Origin of the sequence: Propionivibrio soli, assembly GCF_025770765.1 — a bacterium.
GTDB lineage: Bacteria > Pseudomonadota > Gammaproteobacteria > Burkholderiales > Rhodocyclaceae > Propionivibrio > Propionivibrio soli.
This window is the reverse complement of the sequence record NZ_JANZKY010000006.1, coordinates 17,968-37,393: the sequence shown is the minus strand read 5'-3', so window position 1 is coordinate 37,393 and position 19,426 is coordinate 17,968. Positions and strand designations below refer to the sequence as shown.

Here is a 19,426-nt window from a genome sequence, read left to right as displayed (position 1 = left end):
TGCTACAGGTCGCCCTTAGCTGGCTTCGGCTGGCAGGGCAACCTCGCCGTAGCCGAGTTGAGCGAGCACGTCCGCGACCGCTTCGTCCGGTTCGCTCAGTTCCGTGACGACGCTGCGGATACCGTCACCGAGGAGGCGATACTGCAAACCCGGACTCATGCCGGCGGCAATCAGAACGTCGATCGCGTCCAGCGGGTGCGCCGCCCCGGGAGGCGTCTCGTGGAAAGTCTGGTCAAGAGGGAGTTCGAGCAGCGACTTGTCGACGATGCGGCCATCGGCGATGTCGTAAACCCAGAACTTGCGACACTTGCCGGCATGGTCGGTGACCGTCTTTCGATTCTGGCTACACACGGCGACTTTCACCTTTCGCCCCAGCGGCGGCACTTCCGCCTCGCGGTTCCCCTGCTTTCGGCCATGACCACCGCAGCAACCGCCCGACCCGTGCTCATGGTGGCCATCATGGTGGTGCCCTTGGTGGTCCCCTTCGTGACCGGCGCCATGCCCTCCGCTACCACACCCACCGCGATCAGACTCCTCGCCATGCGCGTGATCGTGTCCATGGCCATGTCCGCCGCAGCCCCCGCCACAACCCCCATGGCCGCCACACCCCGCCCCGTCGTGACCGGACGCGCCATGATGTCCGTGTCCATGACCACCACAGCACCCGCCGGCGGCCTGAGATGCGGTTTCGTTGGCCAGGCCCGCGCGCTCGAAATGAGCGATCGCTTCCCCGACGGTCGTGGCTTCAATGCCGTACACCTTGATCCCCTGGTCCGACAGACTACGTAGCGTCACTCGGTTGATGCTGCCGCACAGGACGGCATGGATTTCAAGGTCCGCTCCAGAGCCGGCCTTTTGATCGCGTAGGCAGACCTCATGAAAATGGCGGCTCTCCGTGTCGAAAAACAGCAGGTACTCGGCGTTCGGAAGATGGGGCTCGATCTCGGCCTGAAGTCCGCCTGGCGCACGAATTGGCATACACAGTTTCATCGTTTTCTCTCGCAATAGGATTCGTTACTGATGTTCTTTCTCTGGTGTTGGGAGGCCACAAGAGGAGGATGTCTCCCGCATCCGGGCGGCTTTTCCCTCACACTCCGTTTCACGGGCGCACTCACCTTCCTGCGCACACATGGCAACCGGACCGTCCACGGCACCGATACGCAGGGCGTGCCCCCCGAGGAGCGCGCGCGCCACCTTTTTGTGTGCCTTTGCCACAATGTTGCCGAGCGTCTGCCGCGATACCCCCATCCGAGCCGCGGCATCCGCTTGATACAAATCTTCGACGTCGGTCAGACGCATCGCTTCGAGTTCATCAAGCGACAACTCGATCTCGTCGAGAAGCCGCAACGGAATACCCTGCGGCTTGAAATAGCGCGCGCGTATTTCGCAGGCTACCCGCCGACATTTCATGGGTCTTGGCATTGGACTGGGTGTGCTTGGCAACAAGGAGACAGTGCTGACAGCCTATCACACATTAGTGGCATATGCCAGTTAAGGAATATAAGACAAGCGTTCCCGGGTGTGCTTCGCACCGTTCGTGAAACTGGTACGATGCCCGCATGGTGGTAACCAACGAACAACACGAAACCGCGATCGTTACGCGGCGCGACGGGCAGACGGCGGTCTTTGTTCGCCTACGGCCGGGGAGGCTAACTTGCGAGCGCCTCACCGAGGGAGTGTTCAGGGAACAGTGGCACGAGGCTGCTTACCCGTTGGCGGAAACCCTCGATCGCTTCATCGAGCACGGACAGATCCACGGATGTACCGTGGAAGCATTGAAGGGACTGGAGAAACTGAAAGCACGCGATCGCGACGTCGTCGCCACATTGTTCTAGTGCATTCGACGCCACAAGAAAAAAAGCCCGGGGTTTTCCCCGGGCTTTTTCCTTTGCACGAACGGCGAATCAGTGCGCGGATGAAGTCACTGCCCCGAGACCGGTCTCGGAACGTACCCTCTGCGCCGGATAGATCAGCCGCTCTCGTTGCGCTTGCGGGCTATTGTCGAGCTTGGAAACGATGTAGATCGTGACGAAAGCCGCCGACATCGAAAACAGCGCCGGCGACGCGTAGGGGAAGAGTGCGCTTCCGGCCGGGTTGTGCAGCACAGCCTCCCAGACCGACGGCGACACGATGGTGAGGCCGACCGATGCCAGGAGGCCGACAAAGCCACCGGTCACCGCGCCGCGCGTCGTGCAGTCTTTCCACAACACCGCCATGAACAGAACGGGGAAGTTGGCCGAACAAGCGATCGCGAACGCCAGCATGACCATGTAGGCGACGTTTTCCTTTTCGAACGCGATGCCGAGAATCACCGCGACGATGCCAAGACAGATCGTCGTGATCTTCGAGACACGCAGCTCGGCCGCGGAATCAACGGCCCCCTTCTTGATCACCGTGGCGTAGAGGTCATGCGACACCGCCGAGGCCCCGGAAAGCGTCAAGCCGGCTACCACCGCGAGGATCGTCGCAAAGGCAACCGCCGAGATGAAGCCGAGGAAGACGTTGCCGCCCACGGCATTGGCCAAATGGATCGCCGCCATGTTGCCGCCGCCCTTCAAGCCGTCGTAGACCACCTTGCCGGTGGCATCGAGAACGGGCTTGCCGTCCGCCATTTTCACGGCGAGGTACGCCGGGTCGGTAGACACGAGCACGATCGCGCCAAAGCCGATAATGAACGTCAGGATGTAGAAGTAACCGATCCAGGTCGTCGCCCAACCCACCGACTTGCGTGCTTCCTTGGCGCTCGGCACGGTGAAGAAGCGCATCAGGATATGCGGCAGCCCGGCGGTGCCGAACATCAACGCCATGCCGACGGAAATCGCCGAAATCGGGTCCTTGATCAGCCCGCCCGGCGCCATGATCGCGTCGTGCTTGGAGTGCACCTCTACGGCTTTGGCGAACAACGCCTCGGGGTTGAAGTTGAATTGGTAGAGAACCGCGAGGGCCATGAACGACGCGCCGACAAGCAGCATGCACGCCTTGATGATCTGAACCCAGGTCGTCGCCGTCATGCCGCCGAAAAGGACATAGAGCATCATGAGCACACCGACGATCATCACGGCGTACTGATACTCGAGCCCGAACAGGACCTTGATCAATTGTCCTGCGCCGACCATCTGCGCGATCATGTAGAAGGCGACCACGACCAGCGATCCACACGCGGCGAAGATCCGTGTCGGGGTCTGGGCGAAGCGGTACGACGCCACGTCGGCGAACGTGAATTTGCCGAGGTTGCGCAGCCGTTCGGCCATCAGAAACGTGATCACTGGCCAACCGACGAGCCAGCCGATCGAAAAGATCAGGCCATCGAAGCCACTGCCAAAAACGAGTCCCGAGATACCGAGAAAAGATGCCGCCGACATGTAGTCGCCGGCAATCGCGAGACCGTTCTGAAACCCGGTGATGCCGCCGCCCGCGGTGTAGAAGTCGGCGGCAGAACGTGTGCGCGCCGCGGCCCACTTGGTAATCGCCAGCGTAATGACAACGAACCCGGCAAACATGATGATGGCCACCCAGTTGGTCGCCTGCTTGGTCGTCTGACCGAGATCGGCACCCGCTGCATAGGCAGCTCCCGCGATGGCGAAGAGCGCGCCCGCCGACATGACTCTGCTCAAGGAAAGCCTGCTCATTTCCGGTTCGCCTCCGAGATGATTTCTGCGTTCAGGCGATCGAACTCGGTATTGGCCCGTCGCACATAGATATTTGTCAGAATGATCGTAGCCACGATGACGCCGACGCCGAGGGGAATGCCGATCGACGTCGTCATACCTCCCGCGAGCTTGCCCGCCAGCCATTCCTTATCGAAGGCGATGAGCAGGATGTAGCCGTAATACACGACCATCACGCAGAGCGTCATGAGAACGCTATAGACTCCGCGCGTCCCGACGAGCCTGTGGTACTTCGGGTTTGCCGACACACGAGCGGCGATGTCCTCGACCATCGTTTCTTCCTCCATCGTGGAGCGGCACAAGGGCCACGGTGGACCGGACGATAGGGAGCGAAGCTTACGTCACACTTACTCCGCGCAGCGCGATGGAATGAATCGGCTTAACCGCGAATCGCGGATTCGGCCGCAGGGCAGCGGCGACGCGGCGCACGAAGAAAGGGACCGCACACCGCCTCCGCGCAATTGTGCTGAAGGCGAGGATGGGCCGAGGCGGATTCGAAATGAACCCAGGAACGAAGCTGTCGGTGACCGCCCTAGGCCGCCATGAGCGCACGCACGCAAGGCGATACGCGCACGATCTCGATTTTCTGCGCGATCGCCAGCCTGCAAAGATCAAGCCCCTCGCTGTCGATCTCGGTGACCTCGGAGAGATCGATCTGCTCGACGCCGGTGCGCGTGAGGCCATAAAGCATATCGTTGCGCAGCCCGGCGTTCAGTCCGCCGACCACTCTCATGACCTTGCGCCCTTGCAGATCATTTATACTCAGGATCGACGCTTTGCCGGAGGCCAGCGCCTTGTCGATGGCTCCCTGGATCAGCGATTCACTGATCGGGCCCGCCTGAAAACGCGAGCCGTAGAGGTCACCCACCTTGCTCACGACAACCGCCGGCATATCAATAAGAGGCGAATCGAAGACCACGAATTCGCACCCGAAGGGTTCGCCTACCTTGAGCGGCAGTTCCGTGCGCAGCATGAGCCCGCCAAGTGAGAGATTTTCCAGGGTTCCTGTTCCCGACAGTCCGAGTTGCCCGATGCGGACAAGCGGCGGGTACTTGAAGCGGATGCGCTGATGACGGCGTTGCTCCTTCATGTGTTCCTCGTCGGTTGTTTACGTGTCGTGGGGCCAGATCATTTTACTCATATTTCATGAACCGAGAAGCTATGGGGCAGTCCTCCGAAAAATGCCAGGCTAGCCGATCCCGACTGTGCCTTCTTCTGCCGTTGTTTTGCTTGTTTGTCGCGCGCGCGTGGGCAGCGGAGTTGCCGGCGACCGTCACCACCGCGCTCAAGGAGGCCGGCATTCCGATTCGTAGCGTCAGCGTCGTGGTGCAGGACGTCGATTCCAAGGTCCCGCTGATCCGCCACAACGCCGAGCAGCCGATGAATCCCGCGTCGGTCATGAAGCTCGTCACCACCTATGCGGCGCTCGAACTCCTCGGTCCCGCGTATGTATGGACGACGGAAGCCCTGGGAGACCGCCCGCCCGTCGAGGGGCGGCTCGAAGGCAATCTTTATCTGCGTGGCAGCGGCGACCCGCGACTCGCGCTCGAACAATTCTGGCTGCTGTTGAGACGCCTGCGCGTGCACGGCGTACGTGACATCAATGGCGACCTGGTACTCGATCGCAGCGCCTTCCTGCTACCGCCGCATGACCCTGGCGAATTCGACCGCGAGCCGCTGCGTCCCTACAACGCCGGCCCCGACGCCCTGCTCGTCAACCTCAAGAGCGTACATCTCACGTTGCAACCCGATCCGGGCGGCACGCAGGTGGAAATTCTCGCCGAGACCCCGAGCGACGGACTGCACCTTGTGAATCGCCTCAAACTCAGCGACGAGCCGTGCGGAGACTGGCGAGAGAAGTTCAAGGTCGACGCCGGGGCGGACGTGATTGAGTTGCGCGGCATCTTTCCCGCCGCATGCGGCCCGAAGGCGCTTCATCTCTCGCCGTGGCCGGCCGACATGCAGGTAGGTCGCCTGTTTTCAGCCCTTTGGAGAGAATTGGGAGGGACGTTCACGGGCCGCGTACGCGAAGGCAAGGCGCCCGCAGGCGCTCCGATCCTGGCGGTCAACGAGTCACCGGCACTCGGGGAAGTGGTCCGCGAGATCAACAAGTACAGCAACAATGTCATGGCACGCCAGGTGTTTCTGACGCTCGCCGCCGACCGGCCTGCGACTCCCGAGGCGGCGCGACGCCGCATCGAAGATTGGCTGGCCACCAAAGGGTTGCGCATGCCCGGACTCATCCTCGACAACGGCTCCGGCCTATCTCGCCGCGAGCGTATCTCGGCTGACAGCCTCGGTCGCCTGCTGCTTGCCGCGTGGAGGAGCCCGGTGATGCCTGAGCTGTTTGCTTCGTTGCCGATCGCCGGTATCGACGGCACGATGAAAAAGCGTCTCGGTGACAGCACGGCCACCGGCCGTGCGCGTCTGAAAACGGGTTACCTGGAGAATGTGCGCAGTATCGCCGGCTATGTCCAGGACGCCGATGATCGGCGCTGGATCGTGGTGTTTCTGATCAACGACGCCAAAGCCCGCGGAGGCAAACCGGCGATGGACGCGCTTCTGCGCTGGCTGGCCGAACGCTGAGCCCGGCGCCGAGGACGACCGGCTCCTCGACGGTGGTCAGTCGTTCTCGTAGTGCGCGAGAAACGCTTCGAAATCTTGCGAGTTCATGGGGCGGCCAATGAGGTACCCCTGTATCTCGTTGCATCCGCGTTTGCGCAGAAAGTCGAGCTGCGCCGCCGTCTCCACGCCCTCCGCAATCGTATGCATGCCGAGGCTGCGGGCGAGACCAATAATCGCGTCCACGATCGCCGCATCTTCCGGATCAGTGAGGATGTCGCGCACGAAGGACTGGTCGATCTTGAGCTTGTACACCTTGAAGCGTTTCAAGTAGCTGAGCGAGGAGTAACCGGTCCCGAAGTCGTCGATCGACATGCGTACGCCGCGCTCGTGCAGATCCTCCATCAGCGAAATCGCCGCGAGAGGGTTATCCATCGCGACCCCCTCGGTCAATTCAAGTTCAAGGCAGTGGGCAGGCAGCCCCGTCTCATGGAGGATCTGGGAGACGAGTTCGGGGAGGTTCGTTTGTCGGAACTGCACGGCGGAGAGGTTCACGGCAATCACCATAGGTGCCCTTCCCTCGTCCATCCAGCGTTTCATCTGCACTGCCGCGGCACGCAACACCCATTCGCCGACAGGGAGAATCAGGCCGCTGTCTTCTGCCACGGGGATGAAATCGCTCGGCGGAACCATCCCGAAATCCGGATGCCTCCATCGCAGCAGAGCCTCGGCGCCGACAATCCGATTGTCATGCAAAGAAATCTGCGGCTGATAGTGGAGTTCGAGCTGGTCGAGTTCGAGCGCGCGACGCATTGCGTTCTCTAGCTGCAGCGTACGCTCGGATCGCTCCTGCATCTCGCGCGTGAAGAAGCGGAAGGTATTGCGCCCGCTCTGCTTTGCCCGGTACATCGCCGCATCGGCGCACATCGAGAGCGTCTCGTAATTGTTTCCGTCGGCTGGGTACATCGCGATCCCCAGCGATGGCGTCACGGACAGTTCGTGCTTTTCGAAACGGTAAGGCAGCGACAACGTCCTGAGCAGTTTCTCGGCCACGTGCGCCGCCCCGTCCGCGCTCGTTCCCGGCAGCACCATGATGAACTCATCGCCGCCGAGGCGGGACACCGTGTCTTCCTCACGCAGCGTGGTTTTCAAGCGCTCGGCGACCTGAACCAGCAACTCGTCGCCAATGCGATGGCCCAGAGAATCATTCACGTTCTTGAAGCGGTCGAGGTCGAGGAAGACGAGCGCCAACGGCTCATTATTCCGCTCGACGCGGCTCAGGGCTTGGCCGACCCGGTCGGCCAGCAGCGTGCGATTCGGCAAACCGGTCAGCGAGTCGTAATGCGCGAGACGCTGGATGTGTGCCTGGCTTTCCTTGTGTTCGGAGATATCGCTGAAAATGCCGACGTAATGTGTCGTTTTGCCGTCGGCGTCTTCAACCTGGCTGATCGAAACGAGCTCGGGGTAAATCTCGCCATCTTTGCGGCGATTCCACATCTCGCCATGCCAATGGCCGTCTACGCGAACGGAATTCCACAAGTCACGGTAGAAATTGGCGTCATGGTGGCCCGACGAGAGAATTCCCGGCGTCTTGCCGACGACTTCTTCGGCGGAGTACCCGGTGATTTCCGTGAACGCCCGGTTGACCATCAGGATGTTCAGCTCGGCGTCGGTAATGATCACTCCTTCAGCACTCTGATCGAACACCTTCGCCGCTAGCTTCAACTGCTCTTCGGCTTTCTGGCGTTCCGTCAGGTCTGCCATGATCCAGTGCGTGCGCAGGAAGCGCCCGTCGGCATCGCGGGCGGCCTGTGCGCTGACTCCGAGCGACCGGATGGAGCCGTCCTTGCGCACGAATTCGAAAACGCGGCCGTCGACGCGATCCTCGCTCACGAAACGGTGAAACTCCTCCGTGAGAGCCTCCGCGCAAGGAGCGGTCAGAAATTCGCCGACGAAACGACCGATCACGTCGTCGCGCTCGCGCCCGAGCAGAGCCAGCCAAGCTTCATTGACGTCGAGAATGTTGCCCTCGACGTCGAGCGATTGATACGGCAGGGGCGCTTTCTCGTAGAGATTCCGGAAACGCGTTTCGCTTTCGCGCAGCGCCGCCTCGATCCGCCTACGCTCTTCCTCCCGGGAGAACGACGTCAGGGCAAAGCTGATGTCCATCGCCATCTCGGCCAGGAGCTGTTGCGCGGTGTCGTCGAAGGCGTTGATCTCGCCGGCGTAAATGACCAGCGCACCGAACGGGCGGTCCCGGCAAGTGAGCGGCAACACCCCGGACGCAAGCCACCCGGCACTAGAGCACGGTTGACCACCCGGAAGCATGGCCGGTTTCTCCCGGCAATCTTGACTCCATACCGGTTCTGCCTTCCTCAGCGCGGCACCCAGGGCGCCCAGGCAGTTGGCGTTCTCATCGCCCGCACAGCCATCGTCGATCGCCACCTCGAAGTTTTCGAGCCGCCCAGACTCGTCACCGTAGCTCGCAACCGCCCGCAGACGACCGCGATGCGCGTCGAGCTCGCCGATCCATGCCGTCTTCATCCCCCCGAACTCGACGGCGAAGCGGCATATCTTTGGAAACAGTTCCTCCTTAGTGTCGCAACGCACAATCGCCTGATTGCACTCGCTCAACGCGGCATAGATATGTGTAAGACGTTGCAACCTCGCCTCGGCCACTTTGCGTGCCGAGATGTCCTGGACGGTGATGAAAATGTGCTCGGGATCACCGCGCACATCGCGAACGCATCGTACGTCGAGGACCGCATAAACCGTTGCGCCATCGGAACGAACGAAACGCCGGTCGCCGGCGTACGCTTCTGCCCGACCCGCCAGCACGTCTTCGAAGGACGCATCGCTGGCGTCGTCGGGATGGAGAAGGGTCGTCCATTCGCGGGCCAGCAATTCCTCCCGCCTGTAGCCGAGGATTTCGCACAGATAGTCGTTGCACTTCGTCAACGCGCGCGACTGCGGTGGGCTCATCGCGATACCGATGAAAGGCAGGTCGTAGAACTGCTTGAGCTGACGATCGGATTGCGCGCGCCGCTCAAGGTCGATATTTCGGCTTCGTGCCCGCCAGAGAAGCATCATGGCGCCGCACACAAGTGAAATCGAGACAAGCGCGACCAAACTCACCCAGAAGGCAAGATCGCGCAGCGGAGCCATGACCTCGCCCCGATCGAGCTTGGTGACGAGAACCCAATCCCTTCCGGCGATCGGTCTGAATGCGGCAAGAACCTCCTCGCCACGATAATCCGTGCCCTCCCCGACGCCCGGCGCGCTGGTATTTGCCGCCGCCGCACCTATCGTTCCCAATCCAGCAAGCGAAAGGCGTCGCCACCCCTTCTTTCTCGTCTCGCGCTGCGTTTCGTTGAAGAAGACGAACGAGTCGCCCAGCTTGCGTACCAGAAGCGTCTCACCGCTGGTATTCGATGTCGGCCAAAGGGCGAAATAGGGAAACAGAAAGTGCTCAGGCGTTTCGTGCAGCACGATCGCCCCGACAGGCACCGGTCTCTCTCCCCCGTATTTCAACAAGGGGACAACAAGATCGGTGTGCAGCCGCCCTTCGCTATCCTGAGAAAAATCGCCGAACTCGCTGCGCCCCGTTCTCAGGGCAGTCGCTATGCGATCTCGGGTTTGCTCCGAGACCGCGTGCTCGCGACCGACGCTCACCAGCGGTCGGCCCTGCGGATCGGTGAGGATGGCCTCTTCGTATTTCATGGCCGCAACCGCGGCCGCCAACCCCGCCTGCAACGCAGCACGCTGGGTACCAGCCCGATCAGCCTGCAAGCCAGCGACCATTTGCACAAGTCCGGGAGCAAACATGACCACGGCGGCGTCTTTGTCGCGCTCGCCCAGCCAGTTCTCCACCTGTCGCGCTTTCAGTTCTGCCACCGCTTTCAGTCCGACGAAAGCGTCGCGCCGCACCTGCGGTCCGTGAATGCTGACCACCATGTAGCCGACCAGGGGGATCGCGGCGATCAGCGTAAGGAACACAAGTGCGCGCCAGCGATACTCGGTGGCGTGCAACCGGGCGCGATCCGGCAGGTCGGAAACGGGGGCGCCCCAATTGCGCAAGCCGATGTAGAGCAGGCCGCTGGTAACAAGGACGAAGAGCAGGCCTTTGCCGAGTTCGATCCGGCCTTGCAACACCGGGTCGTCGACACTAAGCGTCAGTAGCGCGCCGGAGGTGACAATCCAAAGCCCGGCAAAAAGCGCGTAAAGGAACACGACGCGCGCTGGAGAGACATGCCGCTTCGCCGAGGACGAGTCTGCCGAACGGTCAATCACGCTTTGGTACCCCCGCACTTCATAATACCCGAAGTACGCAAAGCAACCGAGGCCGTACGCCCCTCCTTCTTCTACTATTGGAACGCCGTTCGGACAGCGGTATGGGACGCCACGCGGACCTCGCCCATCGCTTCTTTTTGGCGTGACCTACAGCAGCAAGCTGTAGTGCGAAAGCGCTACTAGAGGCCGAGATCCTGCCAGAGGCGATCGACGCGTTCCTTTACTGCCGCGTCCATGGCAATCGGCGTCCCCCAATCGCGGCCGGTCTCGCCTGGCCATTTGTTCGTCGCATCGATCCCCATCTTGCTGCCCAATCCGGCCACCGGGCTGGCGAAATCGAGATAGTCGATCGGCGTGTTCTCGGCAATCAACGTATCACGCGCCGCATCGACCCGGGTCGTCATCGCCCACACGACTTCTTTCCACTCCCGAATGTCGACGTCGTCGTCAACGACGATGATGAACTTCGTATACATGAACTGGCGCAGGAAGCTCCAGATGCCGAACATCACACGCTTGGCGTGCCCGGGATACTGCTTGCGGATGCTCACCGTGGCGAGACGGTACGAGCAGCCCTCGGGAGGAAGGTAGAAATCGACGATCTCGGGAAACTGTTTCTGCAACAGCGGCACGAAAACCTCGTTGAGCGCCACGCCGAGCATCGCCGGCTCGTCCGGCGGCTTACCCGTGTAGGTGCTGTGGTAAATCGGATTGCGCCGTAGCGTAATGCGCTCGATGGTAAGAACCGGGAAGCTCGCCTGCTCGTTGTAGTAGCCGGTATGGTCGCCGTACGGGCCTTCGAGAGCGGTCTCCGCCGGATCGATGAATCCCTCGAGAACGATCTCTGCCGATGCGGGCACCTGCAGGTCCGACCCGATGCACTTCACGAGTTCGGTCTTCGCGCCACGAAGCAGTCCGGCAAACTGATACTCCGATACGTTGTCCGGGACAGGAGTCACGGCGGCGAGAATGGTCGCCGGATCGGCACCCAGCGAAACAGCAACAGGGAACGGTTGCCCCGGGTTTTGCAGGCAGTGATCGCGGAAGTCCAGGGCGCCGCCGCGATGCGCAAGCCAGCGCATGATCACCTTGTTTGGTCCGTGCGTCTCGGCGAGGACTTGCTGGCGGTAAATGCCAATGTTCTGGCGCGGCTTGTTGGGCCCCCGCGTGACGGTCAACCCCCACGTGATGAGAGGCGCCACGTCGCCAGGCCAGCAATGCTGGATCGGCAGCCGCGAAAGGTCCACGTCTTTGCCTTCCCAGACGATTTCTTGACACGGCGCGGAGGAGACGGTTTTCGGCGCCATGTTGAGAACCTGCTTGAGCACGGGCAATTTTTCCCACGCGTCCTTGAGCCCCTTCGGGGGTTCGGGTTCTTTGAGGTACGCGAGGAGCTTTCCCACCTCGCGCAGTGCCGCGACGGACTCCTGCCCCATGCCGAGAGCGACCCGGCGCGCCGTGCCGAACAGGTTGGCCAACACCGGAATATCATGCCCTTTGGGCTTCTCGAACAGGATCGCCGGACCGCCCTTGCGCAGGACGCGGTCACAGATCTCGGTCATCTCGAAGCGCGTGTCGACCTCGACTCCAACGCGCTTGAGTTCTCCGATACGTTCGAGTTGCGCGATGAAATCGCGCAGATCATGGTACTTCATTCGCGAGAACCCCTCAGTGGCGCAGGAAATCGAAAGCGATGCCGGCAAACACGCACGCCCCGAGCCAGTTATTGTGCAGGAAAGCCTTGAAACAGCGTGCCGGGTCGCGCTGCCTGATCAGGAAGTAGTGGTATACCGCGATGCCCGCTGCGGCCGCGATGCCGGCATAGAAGAACGGTCCCATGTGCAGACGGAAGCCGACCCAGGCGATCAGTCCGAGGGCCGCTACATAGCAGAGCATGACCGCCGCCACATCGAAACGGCCGAACGTTATCGCGGACGTCTTGATGCCGATCTTCAAGTCGTCCGGGCGATCCACCATCGCGTACTCGGTGTCGTAAGCGATCGCCCAGAAAATGTTGGCAAGCAACAGCCACCATGCCACGGACGGCACCGTGTCGAGGTGCGCCGCATACGCCATCGGAATGCCAAAGCCGAACGCAATGCCAAGGTACGCCTGCGGAATTGCAAAAAAACGCTTGGTGAAGGGGTAGCTCGCGGCCAGGAAGAGCGCTACGACGGAGAGTTCGACGACATACAAGCTGCGCAAGGGCAGGATAAGCAGAAATGCCATCAGCGACAAAACGGCGGCCAGGACAAGCGCCTCTTTACTCGATACCTTACGCGCCGCCAGAGGACGTTCCCGGGTGCGCGCAACGTGTGGATCGAAATCCCGGTCGGCGAAATCATTGATGACACAGCCCGCCGAGCGCATGAGCACCGTGCCGAGGATGAAAATCCACACAATCATCCAGTTCGGATGCCCGAACGAGGAAAACCAGAGGGCCCACAAGGTGGGCCAGAGAAGAAGCAGGATGCCGATCGGCTTATCCAGCCGCATCAGGCGCTCGTAAAGGTCCGCGCGCTCGCGCAGCTTTTGCATATCGATTTGCAGGGTAGACATGACGCTTATTTTATCCGCTTACCATTGATCGCCGCGCAACTCGGAGACGATGACTTGCAAGCTCTCGGGTGTCACATCCTGCGGAGGGACGGGTTTTGTTGCAGCGAGGCCGATGCGCGCGAACGGTTTCAATAGCGAAGGCTTGCTCATCGCCGGCCCGTAGCGGCGGCTGAAGAAACTGCCCCACAAACCGCGCAGCGCCATCGGTACGACGGGCACCGGCGTCTCGCCGACGATACGCCCGACGCCGTAGCGGAAGGTGTTGAGTTCCCCGGTATGCGTGATCATGCCTTCAGGGAAAAGTCCGATCAGATCTCCCGCGGCGAGAGCCTTTGCTACCTCGCGAAATGCCGCTTCCTTGCACTCGGCATCCTCCTTGGCAGGCGCGATGGGAATCGTGCGCGTATGGCGGAAAACGAACCCGAACACCGGCATGCGATAAATACGATGGTCCATTACAAAACGAATGGGCCGCCGGACGACACCCATGACGACGACCGGATCGATGAAACTGACATGGTTGCAGACGAGCACCGCCGGCCCCTCGTGGGGAATGTTCTCCAGGCCGGATTTCTCGACGCGATAGAAGGCATGGATTACGGCGGACGCTAGCAGGCGCAGGAAATACTCGGGCACTCGGGTGTAGATGTACACCGCCAGCACGGCGTTGCACAGTGCGGCGAAACCGAACAGGGCGGGGATGGACAAACCGTTGCCGAGCAAGACAACGGCCGTCAGCGCGCCGATGACCATGAACAACGCGTTAAGAATATTGTTCGCCGCGACAATGCGCGCACGATGAGCCAAATCGCTGCGCGTCTGCATGAGCACATACAGCGGCACGACGTACAGGCCGCCGAACGCACCGACCGCAAACAGATCGAGAAGGACGCGCCACATTCCCGGAAGGGAAAACAGAACGGTAGCGGGAAGCGGTGCCCCCAGTGGTGGCGCAGCAGGTGACGCGAGGAAAAGATCGGTGCCGAACAGCGTGAGTCCGACGGCTCCGAGCGGAATCAACCCGATCTCGACGTGTTTCCCGGACAGCTTCTCGCACAGCATCGAGCCGATACCGACGCCGACGGTGAAGATGGCGAGCAGGATTGTAACTGTCGTTTCGTTGCCCCCGAGGACGTTCTTCGCATACACGGGCAACTGAGCAAGAATGATGGCGCCGTAAAGCCAGAACCAAGAGATTCCCAGGATCGCGAGAAAGACCGCTCGACGCTCGCGCGCGAAACCGATGTTGCGCCACGTCTCCGCAAACACGTTGAAACTCACCCGGAGCGTGGGTTCCGGCGCGGGGGCTATCGGTATGCGACAACTCGCCAGGAACCCTGCCGTTGCGATGACAAAGCCGGCGAATGCAATCCAGGACGGATGGCCGCCCACGCCGGCAAGCAATCCGCCCCCCAGCGTGCCCACCAGGATGGCGACGAAAGTCCCCGCCTCCACCATGGCGTTTCCGCCGACAAGTTCTTCTTCCCTCAGGTGTTGCGGCAGGATGGCGTACTTCACCGGCCCGAACAGTGTCGAATGCAGGCCGAGCAGAAACAAGGCGCCAAGCAGTACCGGCAGACTGCGCAGCCAGAAACCGACCGCGGCGACGATCGTGATGACGATTTCGAGGACCTTCACGAGGCGGGCGATCTTTGCTTTGTCGAACTTGTCAGCCAACTGGCCGGCCGTCGCCGAAAACAGGAAGAAGGGCAGGATGAAGATTCCCGCCGCCACGTTGGTCAGGATTTCGGGGGCCAACGTCGTCCACGTTGTGGCCTGGAACGTCAGCAGTACAACGAGGGCGTTCTTGAACAGATTGTCGTTGAAGGCGCCAAGGAACTGCGTAACGAAAAACGGGGCGAAACGATGCGTTGCGAGGAGTCCGAACTGAGTCATGGCGTCTTCTCCCACCGACAACCGGCGCAGAAAAACCCAAGGCGATCCGCATGCCTGCCAAAGCAAAGCAACGGGAAGCAGGCCGCTCCGCTCACCCCTATTCGACCGCGTCAAGCGCGCAGCATCTCCTCGCGCCCACCGAGCCAGCGCACCAAATGCCGATTCGCACGCTCAGGATCGTCCCTCAGCATTTGCTCGGCCAAGGCATGCGCCCATTCGATCAAATCGGTGTCCGCTTCAAGATCAGCATAGCGCAAGAGCGGCACTCCCGATTGACGACTGCCCACGAATTCCCCCGGCCCTCGCAGATGCAAGTCGTGTCGGGCAATCTCGAAGCCATCGGTATTCTCGTAGATCACTTTCAGGCGTGCCCGCGCCGTTTCCGATAGCGGCGTCTGATACAGCAGGACGCAGACGGAATCATGCTCACCGCGCCCTACACGACCGCGCAATTGATGCAATTGCGCAAGCCCGAAGCGCTCAGCATGTTCGATCACCATCAGGCTTGCGTTCGGCACGTCGACGCCGACCTCAATCACGGTGGTTGCTACCAGGACATCGATCTCTCCGGCGGCAAAAGCAGCCATCGTCGCGGCCTTCTCATCGGCCTTCAGGCGGCCATGGACGAGCCCGATGCGCAGGTCGGGAAGCTCCGCGGTCAATGCGCCATGCGTATCGATCGCGGTCTGCAGTTGCAGTTTCTCGGATTCCTCGATCAACGGGCAGACCCAGTAGGCTTGTCGGCCGGCGGCCACCGAACCGCGCACCCGCGCGATGACTTCACTGCGCCTTACGTCGGAAACCAGTTTGGTGGTAATCGGGCGTCGCCCCGGCGGCAGTTCGTCGAGGACTGACACGTCGAGGTCCGCGTAGTAACTCATTGCCAGGGTACGCGGGATCGGTGTCGCGGACATCATGAGCTGGTGCGGGTTGTAGCCTTTGCGACGGAGTTCGAGCCGCTGCGCAACGCCGAAGCGGTGTTGTTCGTCGACGATGGCCAGCCCGAGCCGCGCAAAATCGACACTCTCCTGAATCAGCGCATGTGTCCCCACAACCAAGTGCGCACTGCCTGCCGCGCGTTCCTGCATTACCCGCTTGATCTGTTTCTTCAGACTGCCTGCCAGCCACGCGACTTCGACACCGAGCGGAGTGAGCCAGGCGCGAAGTTTGAGGTAGTGCTGCTCAGCGAGAATTTCGGTCGGTGCCATGAACGCCGCCTGATACCCCGCGTCAATGGCGTGGCAGGCGGCTACCGCGGCAACGATCGTCTTCCCGCTGCCGACGTCGCCCTGCAGCAGCCGCTGCATCGGAAACGGCTGCGCGAGGTCGGCAGCGATCTCGTCGCCAACCCGTTGCTGAGCTGACGTAAGAGAGAACGGAAGCGAGGCGAGCAGATTACGCGCGAGTTGCCCCGAGGAGTGGAGTACCGGCGCCCCTTTCTGCCGACGAGCAACATACGCTCTGCGCAGCGACAGCTGCTGCGCGAAGACTTCATCAAATTTTACGCGACGCCATGCGGGGTGCACACGCGACTGAAGAGCCCCTTCGGAGACATCCGGAGGCGGAGCGTGCAGAGTCCGCACGGCTTTCTCAAACCCGGGCAGCGAATGCCGCGAGCACCACTCTGGATCGAGCAATTCCAAGAGGTCTGAATCAGCAAGCGCTGCGGTGATAAGTTTGCGCAGTACCGATTGGCTAACGCCTGCAACCGTCGGATATACGGGCGTCAGCGATGCGGGCAGCGTTTCCTCGGTGCCAACGAGACGGCAGCGCGGATGGACCATTTCGGCCCCTAGGAAACCACGTCGGATCTCGCCAAAAACCCGCAACTTTCTTTTCTCGTCCCGAGCCTTCTCGAACTGCCGCGTCTGGCTCCCATAAAAATTGAGGAAACGCAACACAAGCTCGCCGGTGTCATCGGCCACGCGTACCACGAGTTGTCGGCGCGGACGGAACTGGACGGAGACATCGAACACGTCGACTTCGGCCTGGACCGGACCATCGCCCGGAGCCTCGGCGATCGGGGTAATTCGCGTCTCGTCTTCGTAACGAAGTGGGAAATGGAGAATCAGGTCGTCGCGGCGAACAAGACCCAGCTTGCGAAGCTTGTCGCGAAGCGCCGGGGCGGCCTTGATTTCTGGCCCGTTGTCATTTCCTGCGGGCATCAAACGATCGAAGCTATTTGGTCAGCTCCATGATCGCTTCAACCTCGACCAGCGCTCCGCGCGGCAGGTCGGCCACGCCAACGACGGCCCGCGCCGGGTAAGGCTGGCTAAAGTACTGCGCCATCACCTCGTTGAACTTGGCGAAGTTGGAAAGGTCGGTGAGATAAACCGTGAGCTTGGCGATATCCGCAAGGGAGCCGCCAGCGGCTTGGGCGACGGCCGTTATGTTGTCGAGTACCCGTACGATCTGCGCATCGATTCCGTCGACCATCTGCATGGTCGCTGGGTCTAGGCCGATTTGACCGGCGAAATACACCGTATGACCGACCTGCACGGCTTGCGAATAGGTGCCGATAGCGGCGGGGGCGTTCGGGGTCGAGATCGCTTTCCGGTCCATTTTTTCTCCTCGTATGGGCAGTGCATCACCTTCTGGATATTAATTGATGACGCCGACAATCGCCAATCTAGAGAAAATGCTTGATGGCCCGCGTGATGGTGCACTACTGCGCTATTCGCTGGGCAACGAATGGTTGAAAGCAGGACGACCCGACGAGGCGGCCGGCTACTTTCGCGCGGCGGTTGAACGCGACCCGCAGTACTCGGCGGCTTGGAAACTCCTCGGCCGATCCCTTGCCGAAAGCGGTCAGCTCACCGAGGCGGTCGCGGCGTACGACGCCGGTATCCGGGTGGCGTCGGAACGCGGCGATATTCAGGCGGCGAAAGAGATGACCGTGTTTGCCAAAAGGCTACGCCGACAACTGGGCCAGACCGCTTAGCGTTTTCCGTCCTTTGGTAGCAACAGAACGGAATCGATTCCCATCGCCTTGAGCTTTTCTCGCGTCGCGTCGGCTTCTCGCCGCGTCTTGAATGGCCCGACCTGGACTCGCGATTCGATCGTCGCCGGAATGCCTTCCTGCAAAAGTTTCGAATGCAACTCCTCCGCACGGCGGGGGTCGGAAAACACGCCAACCTGCAACCCGTAACCTGCAAGCAAACGTCGCAAAGGAAGCACCGGTGCATGAGAAGCCGGGGCAGCCTCACTGCGCGGCGTTTCGCCCGCTTTGCTTTCGGCGGCCGTCGTACCCGCCGGTTTCGCGTCGGCCGCCTTACTCTCCGCGGGTTTCGTCTCGCCCAATTTCCCATTCGCCGGTCGAGTCGCCGCCGGGACGGCCGGCCGCGGCCTCACAACGGTTGCCGGCGAGGCAGCGGACGGCGTCGGAAGCTCGCTCGGCGGGGCCGCTTTGTCGACGGGCGGCGCACTCACCTCGGGTACGGGCGCCGCCTTTTCCCCAGTGCTCGATTGCGGAGACGTTTCCGCCGGCACAACCGGCTGCGTGGGCACTTTTTTTGGCACGGGGACCGGCTCGGTGAACTGCGATGCGCCGTTTGGGGCCTCATCCGTTACGCTAAGGCGATCGAAAAGGGCAAGCCCGCCAAGCAGGGCGACGATCATCAGCCCGGCAAAGCCCACGCGCCAGAGAAGTTTGCGCCGGATGTCCGAAACTTCCGCCTCGCTTTCATCCTGGCCGTAACCGGTTTGTTCAGTGGCCATCAAGCACCTCCCCGCGTTTTTCCTTGTTGTCGACGAAGAATGCCAAAATCATCCCATATCTCGGTTTCGCGCCAACGCAACAACCAATTCTGCTTCAGCGCGCGCGATTCCACAGTGCTGAGAAATGGCGGCCGCGTCATGCCCCTGCACGGCCATCTGCATGGCGTCGCTATACAACGGCGAAACGTTCTGTGCCGCTTGCGAACCCGCGTGCTCTCGCCTTTGCTCGGCGTCAACGCGCTGAATGTCCCGCCGTAGCGATTCCAGTTCCTTGCGTACGATGCTCAGCTCGCGTTCGAAGACCTCCATCCGCTGCGACAAAGAGGGCTCTTCGGGCGGCTCGTTCCAGGCGAACTGTGGCTCGGGCTTTGGTTCCATTCCCGGTGCCGAGGGCAGCACGGGATCGGGTGACAGAGCAGGCTCCTTCGGTTCCTGAACGTTTTCGTACGCAGCCACGGCCGTCTGAGCCGCGAACAGGTCGATAGCGTTCTGAGGCGAATTCTGCTTTTTCAACCGGCGGACACGCAGCAACAGCACAACGACGTAGAACAACAAGAGAACCACGCAGGCAATCAATGCCTCGCGCCACCCCAGATTGCCTAGAACTGCAACGTCCATTCGTCGCCTGCCGCAATGTTATGGTCGGTATTATGCCAGCACCCGGCACCACCCCGCTCTGCAGCGAGGAAAGATGGGCGAAACTCGCCTCCCCATAGGCGTAAAGACCGCGTGAC

The 19,426-nt window shown here is 61.4% G+C and carries 16 protein-coding genes; 3 read left to right on the top strand and 13 right to left on the bottom strand.

Translation table 11 applies throughout. The annotated features are described in order from the left end of the window. Positions 1-15: 15 nt before the first annotated feature. Entirely contained in the window at positions 16-978 is a 963-nt protein-coding gene (locus NZ453_RS08095; RefSeq protein WP_263770002.1) for a NifB/NifX family molybdenum-iron cluster-binding protein, read from the bottom strand. Between the two features lie 36 nt (positions 979-1,014). Next, positions 1,015-1,422, bottom strand: coding sequence for a DUF134 domain-containing protein (locus tag NZ453_RS08090; protein WP_263770001.1), 408 nt, complete (start codon positions 1,420-1,422; stop codon positions 1,015-1,017). Positions 1,423-1,559: 137 nt separating this feature from the next. Between NZ453_RS08090 and NZ453_RS08085 the strand changes: the two genes are divergently transcribed. Beyond that, positions 1,560-1,835: a hypothetical protein gene (locus NZ453_RS08085; RefSeq protein WP_263770000.1), complete on the top strand. Its 276-nt coding sequence runs from the start codon at positions 1,560-1,562 to the stop codon at positions 1,833-1,835. Positions 1,836-1,904: 69 nt separating this feature from the next. Here NZ453_RS08085 and NZ453_RS08080 read toward each other — a convergent pair whose 3' ends face one another. The 3 genes from NZ453_RS08080 to NZ453_RS08070 form a co-directional block, all read right to left on the bottom strand. After that, complete coding sequence (locus NZ453_RS08080; RefSeq protein WP_263769999.1) at positions 1,905-3,629, bottom strand: cation acetate symporter; 1,725 nt, start codon at positions 3,627-3,629, stop codon at positions 1,905-1,907. Beyond that, positions 3,626-3,940, bottom strand: a complete 315-nt coding sequence (locus NZ453_RS08075) for a DUF485 domain-containing protein (protein WP_263769998.1) — start codon at positions 3,938-3,940, stop codon at positions 3,626-3,628. Before NZ453_RS08075 ends, NZ453_RS08080 begins: the two co-directional genes overlap by 4 nt. A gap of 260 nt (positions 3,941-4,200) precedes the next feature. Further along, a complete protein-coding gene (locus NZ453_RS08070) occupies positions 4,201-4,758 on the bottom strand; it encodes a PilZ domain-containing protein (protein ID WP_263769997.1) in 558 nt (185 codons plus the stop codon). A gap of 71 nt (positions 4,759-4,829) precedes the next feature. Here NZ453_RS08070 and dacB point away from each other — a divergent pair, with 71 nt between their 5' ends. Continuing rightward, positions 4,830-6,254, top strand: a complete 1,425-nt coding sequence (dacB, locus tag NZ453_RS08065; RefSeq protein WP_263769995.1) for a D-alanyl-D-alanine carboxypeptidase/D-alanyl-D-alanine endopeptidase — start codon at positions 4,830-4,832, stop codon at positions 6,252-6,254. 36 nt (positions 6,255-6,290) lie between these two features. Here dacB and NZ453_RS08060 read toward each other — a convergent pair whose 3' ends face one another. The 6 genes from NZ453_RS08060 to NZ453_RS08035 form a co-directional block, all read right to left on the bottom strand. Continuing rightward, complete coding sequence (locus NZ453_RS08060; RefSeq protein WP_263769994.1) at positions 6,291-10,520, bottom strand: EAL domain-containing protein; 4,230 nt, start codon at positions 10,518-10,520, stop codon at positions 6,291-6,293. Between the two features lie 179 nt (positions 10,521-10,699). Further along, a complete protein-coding gene (gene ubiD / locus NZ453_RS08055; RefSeq protein ID WP_263769993.1) occupies positions 10,700-12,175 on the bottom strand; it encodes a 4-hydroxy-3-polyprenylbenzoate decarboxylase in 1,476 nt (491 codons plus the stop codon). A gap of 13 nt (positions 12,176-12,188) precedes the next feature. After that, positions 12,189-13,079: a 4-hydroxybenzoate octaprenyltransferase gene (gene ubiA / locus NZ453_RS08050; RefSeq protein ID WP_263769991.1), complete on the bottom strand. Its 891-nt coding sequence runs from the start codon at positions 13,077-13,079 to the stop codon at positions 12,189-12,191. Positions 13,080-13,097: 18 nt separating this feature from the next. After that, on the bottom strand, positions 13,098-14,975 hold the full coding sequence (locus NZ453_RS08045; protein ID WP_263769989.1) for an MFS transporter: 1,878 nt from the start codon (positions 14,973-14,975) through the stop codon (positions 13,098-13,100). 110 nt (positions 14,976-15,085) lie between these two features. After that, a complete protein-coding gene (gene recG, locus NZ453_RS08040) occupies positions 15,086-17,140 on the bottom strand; it encodes an ATP-dependent DNA helicase RecG (RefSeq protein ID WP_263769988.1) in 2,055 nt (684 codons plus the stop codon). Positions 17,141-17,153: 13 nt separating this feature from the next. Next, on the bottom strand, positions 17,154-17,537 hold the full coding sequence (locus tag NZ453_RS08035) for a Rid family detoxifying hydrolase (protein ID WP_263769987.1): 384 nt from the start codon (positions 17,535-17,537) through the stop codon (positions 17,154-17,156). 46 nt (positions 17,538-17,583) lie between these two features. On the opposite strand from NZ453_RS08035, the gene NZ453_RS08030 reads away from it, so the two are divergent. After that, on the top strand, positions 17,584-17,916 hold the full coding sequence (locus NZ453_RS08030) for a tetratricopeptide repeat protein (RefSeq protein WP_263769986.1): 333 nt from the start codon (positions 17,584-17,586) through the stop codon (positions 17,914-17,916). On the opposite strand, the gene NZ453_RS08025 is transcribed toward NZ453_RS08030, so the two are convergent. Together NZ453_RS08025 and NZ453_RS08020 are read right to left on the bottom strand one after the other, a co-directional pair. Next, the gene (locus tag NZ453_RS08025) at positions 17,913-18,692 is read right to left on the bottom strand and encodes an SPOR domain-containing protein (protein ID WP_263769985.1); all 780 of its coding nucleotides are present in this window, start codon (positions 18,690-18,692) and stop codon (positions 17,913-17,915) included. The two genes, NZ453_RS08030 and NZ453_RS08025, sit on opposite strands and share 4 nt — an antisense overlap. Before the next feature lie 48 nt (positions 18,693-18,740). Further along, a complete protein-coding gene (locus tag NZ453_RS08020; RefSeq protein ID WP_263769984.1) occupies positions 18,741-19,310 on the bottom strand; it encodes a DUF2802 domain-containing protein in 570 nt (189 codons plus the stop codon). Positions 19,311-19,426: the final 116 nt, after the last annotated feature.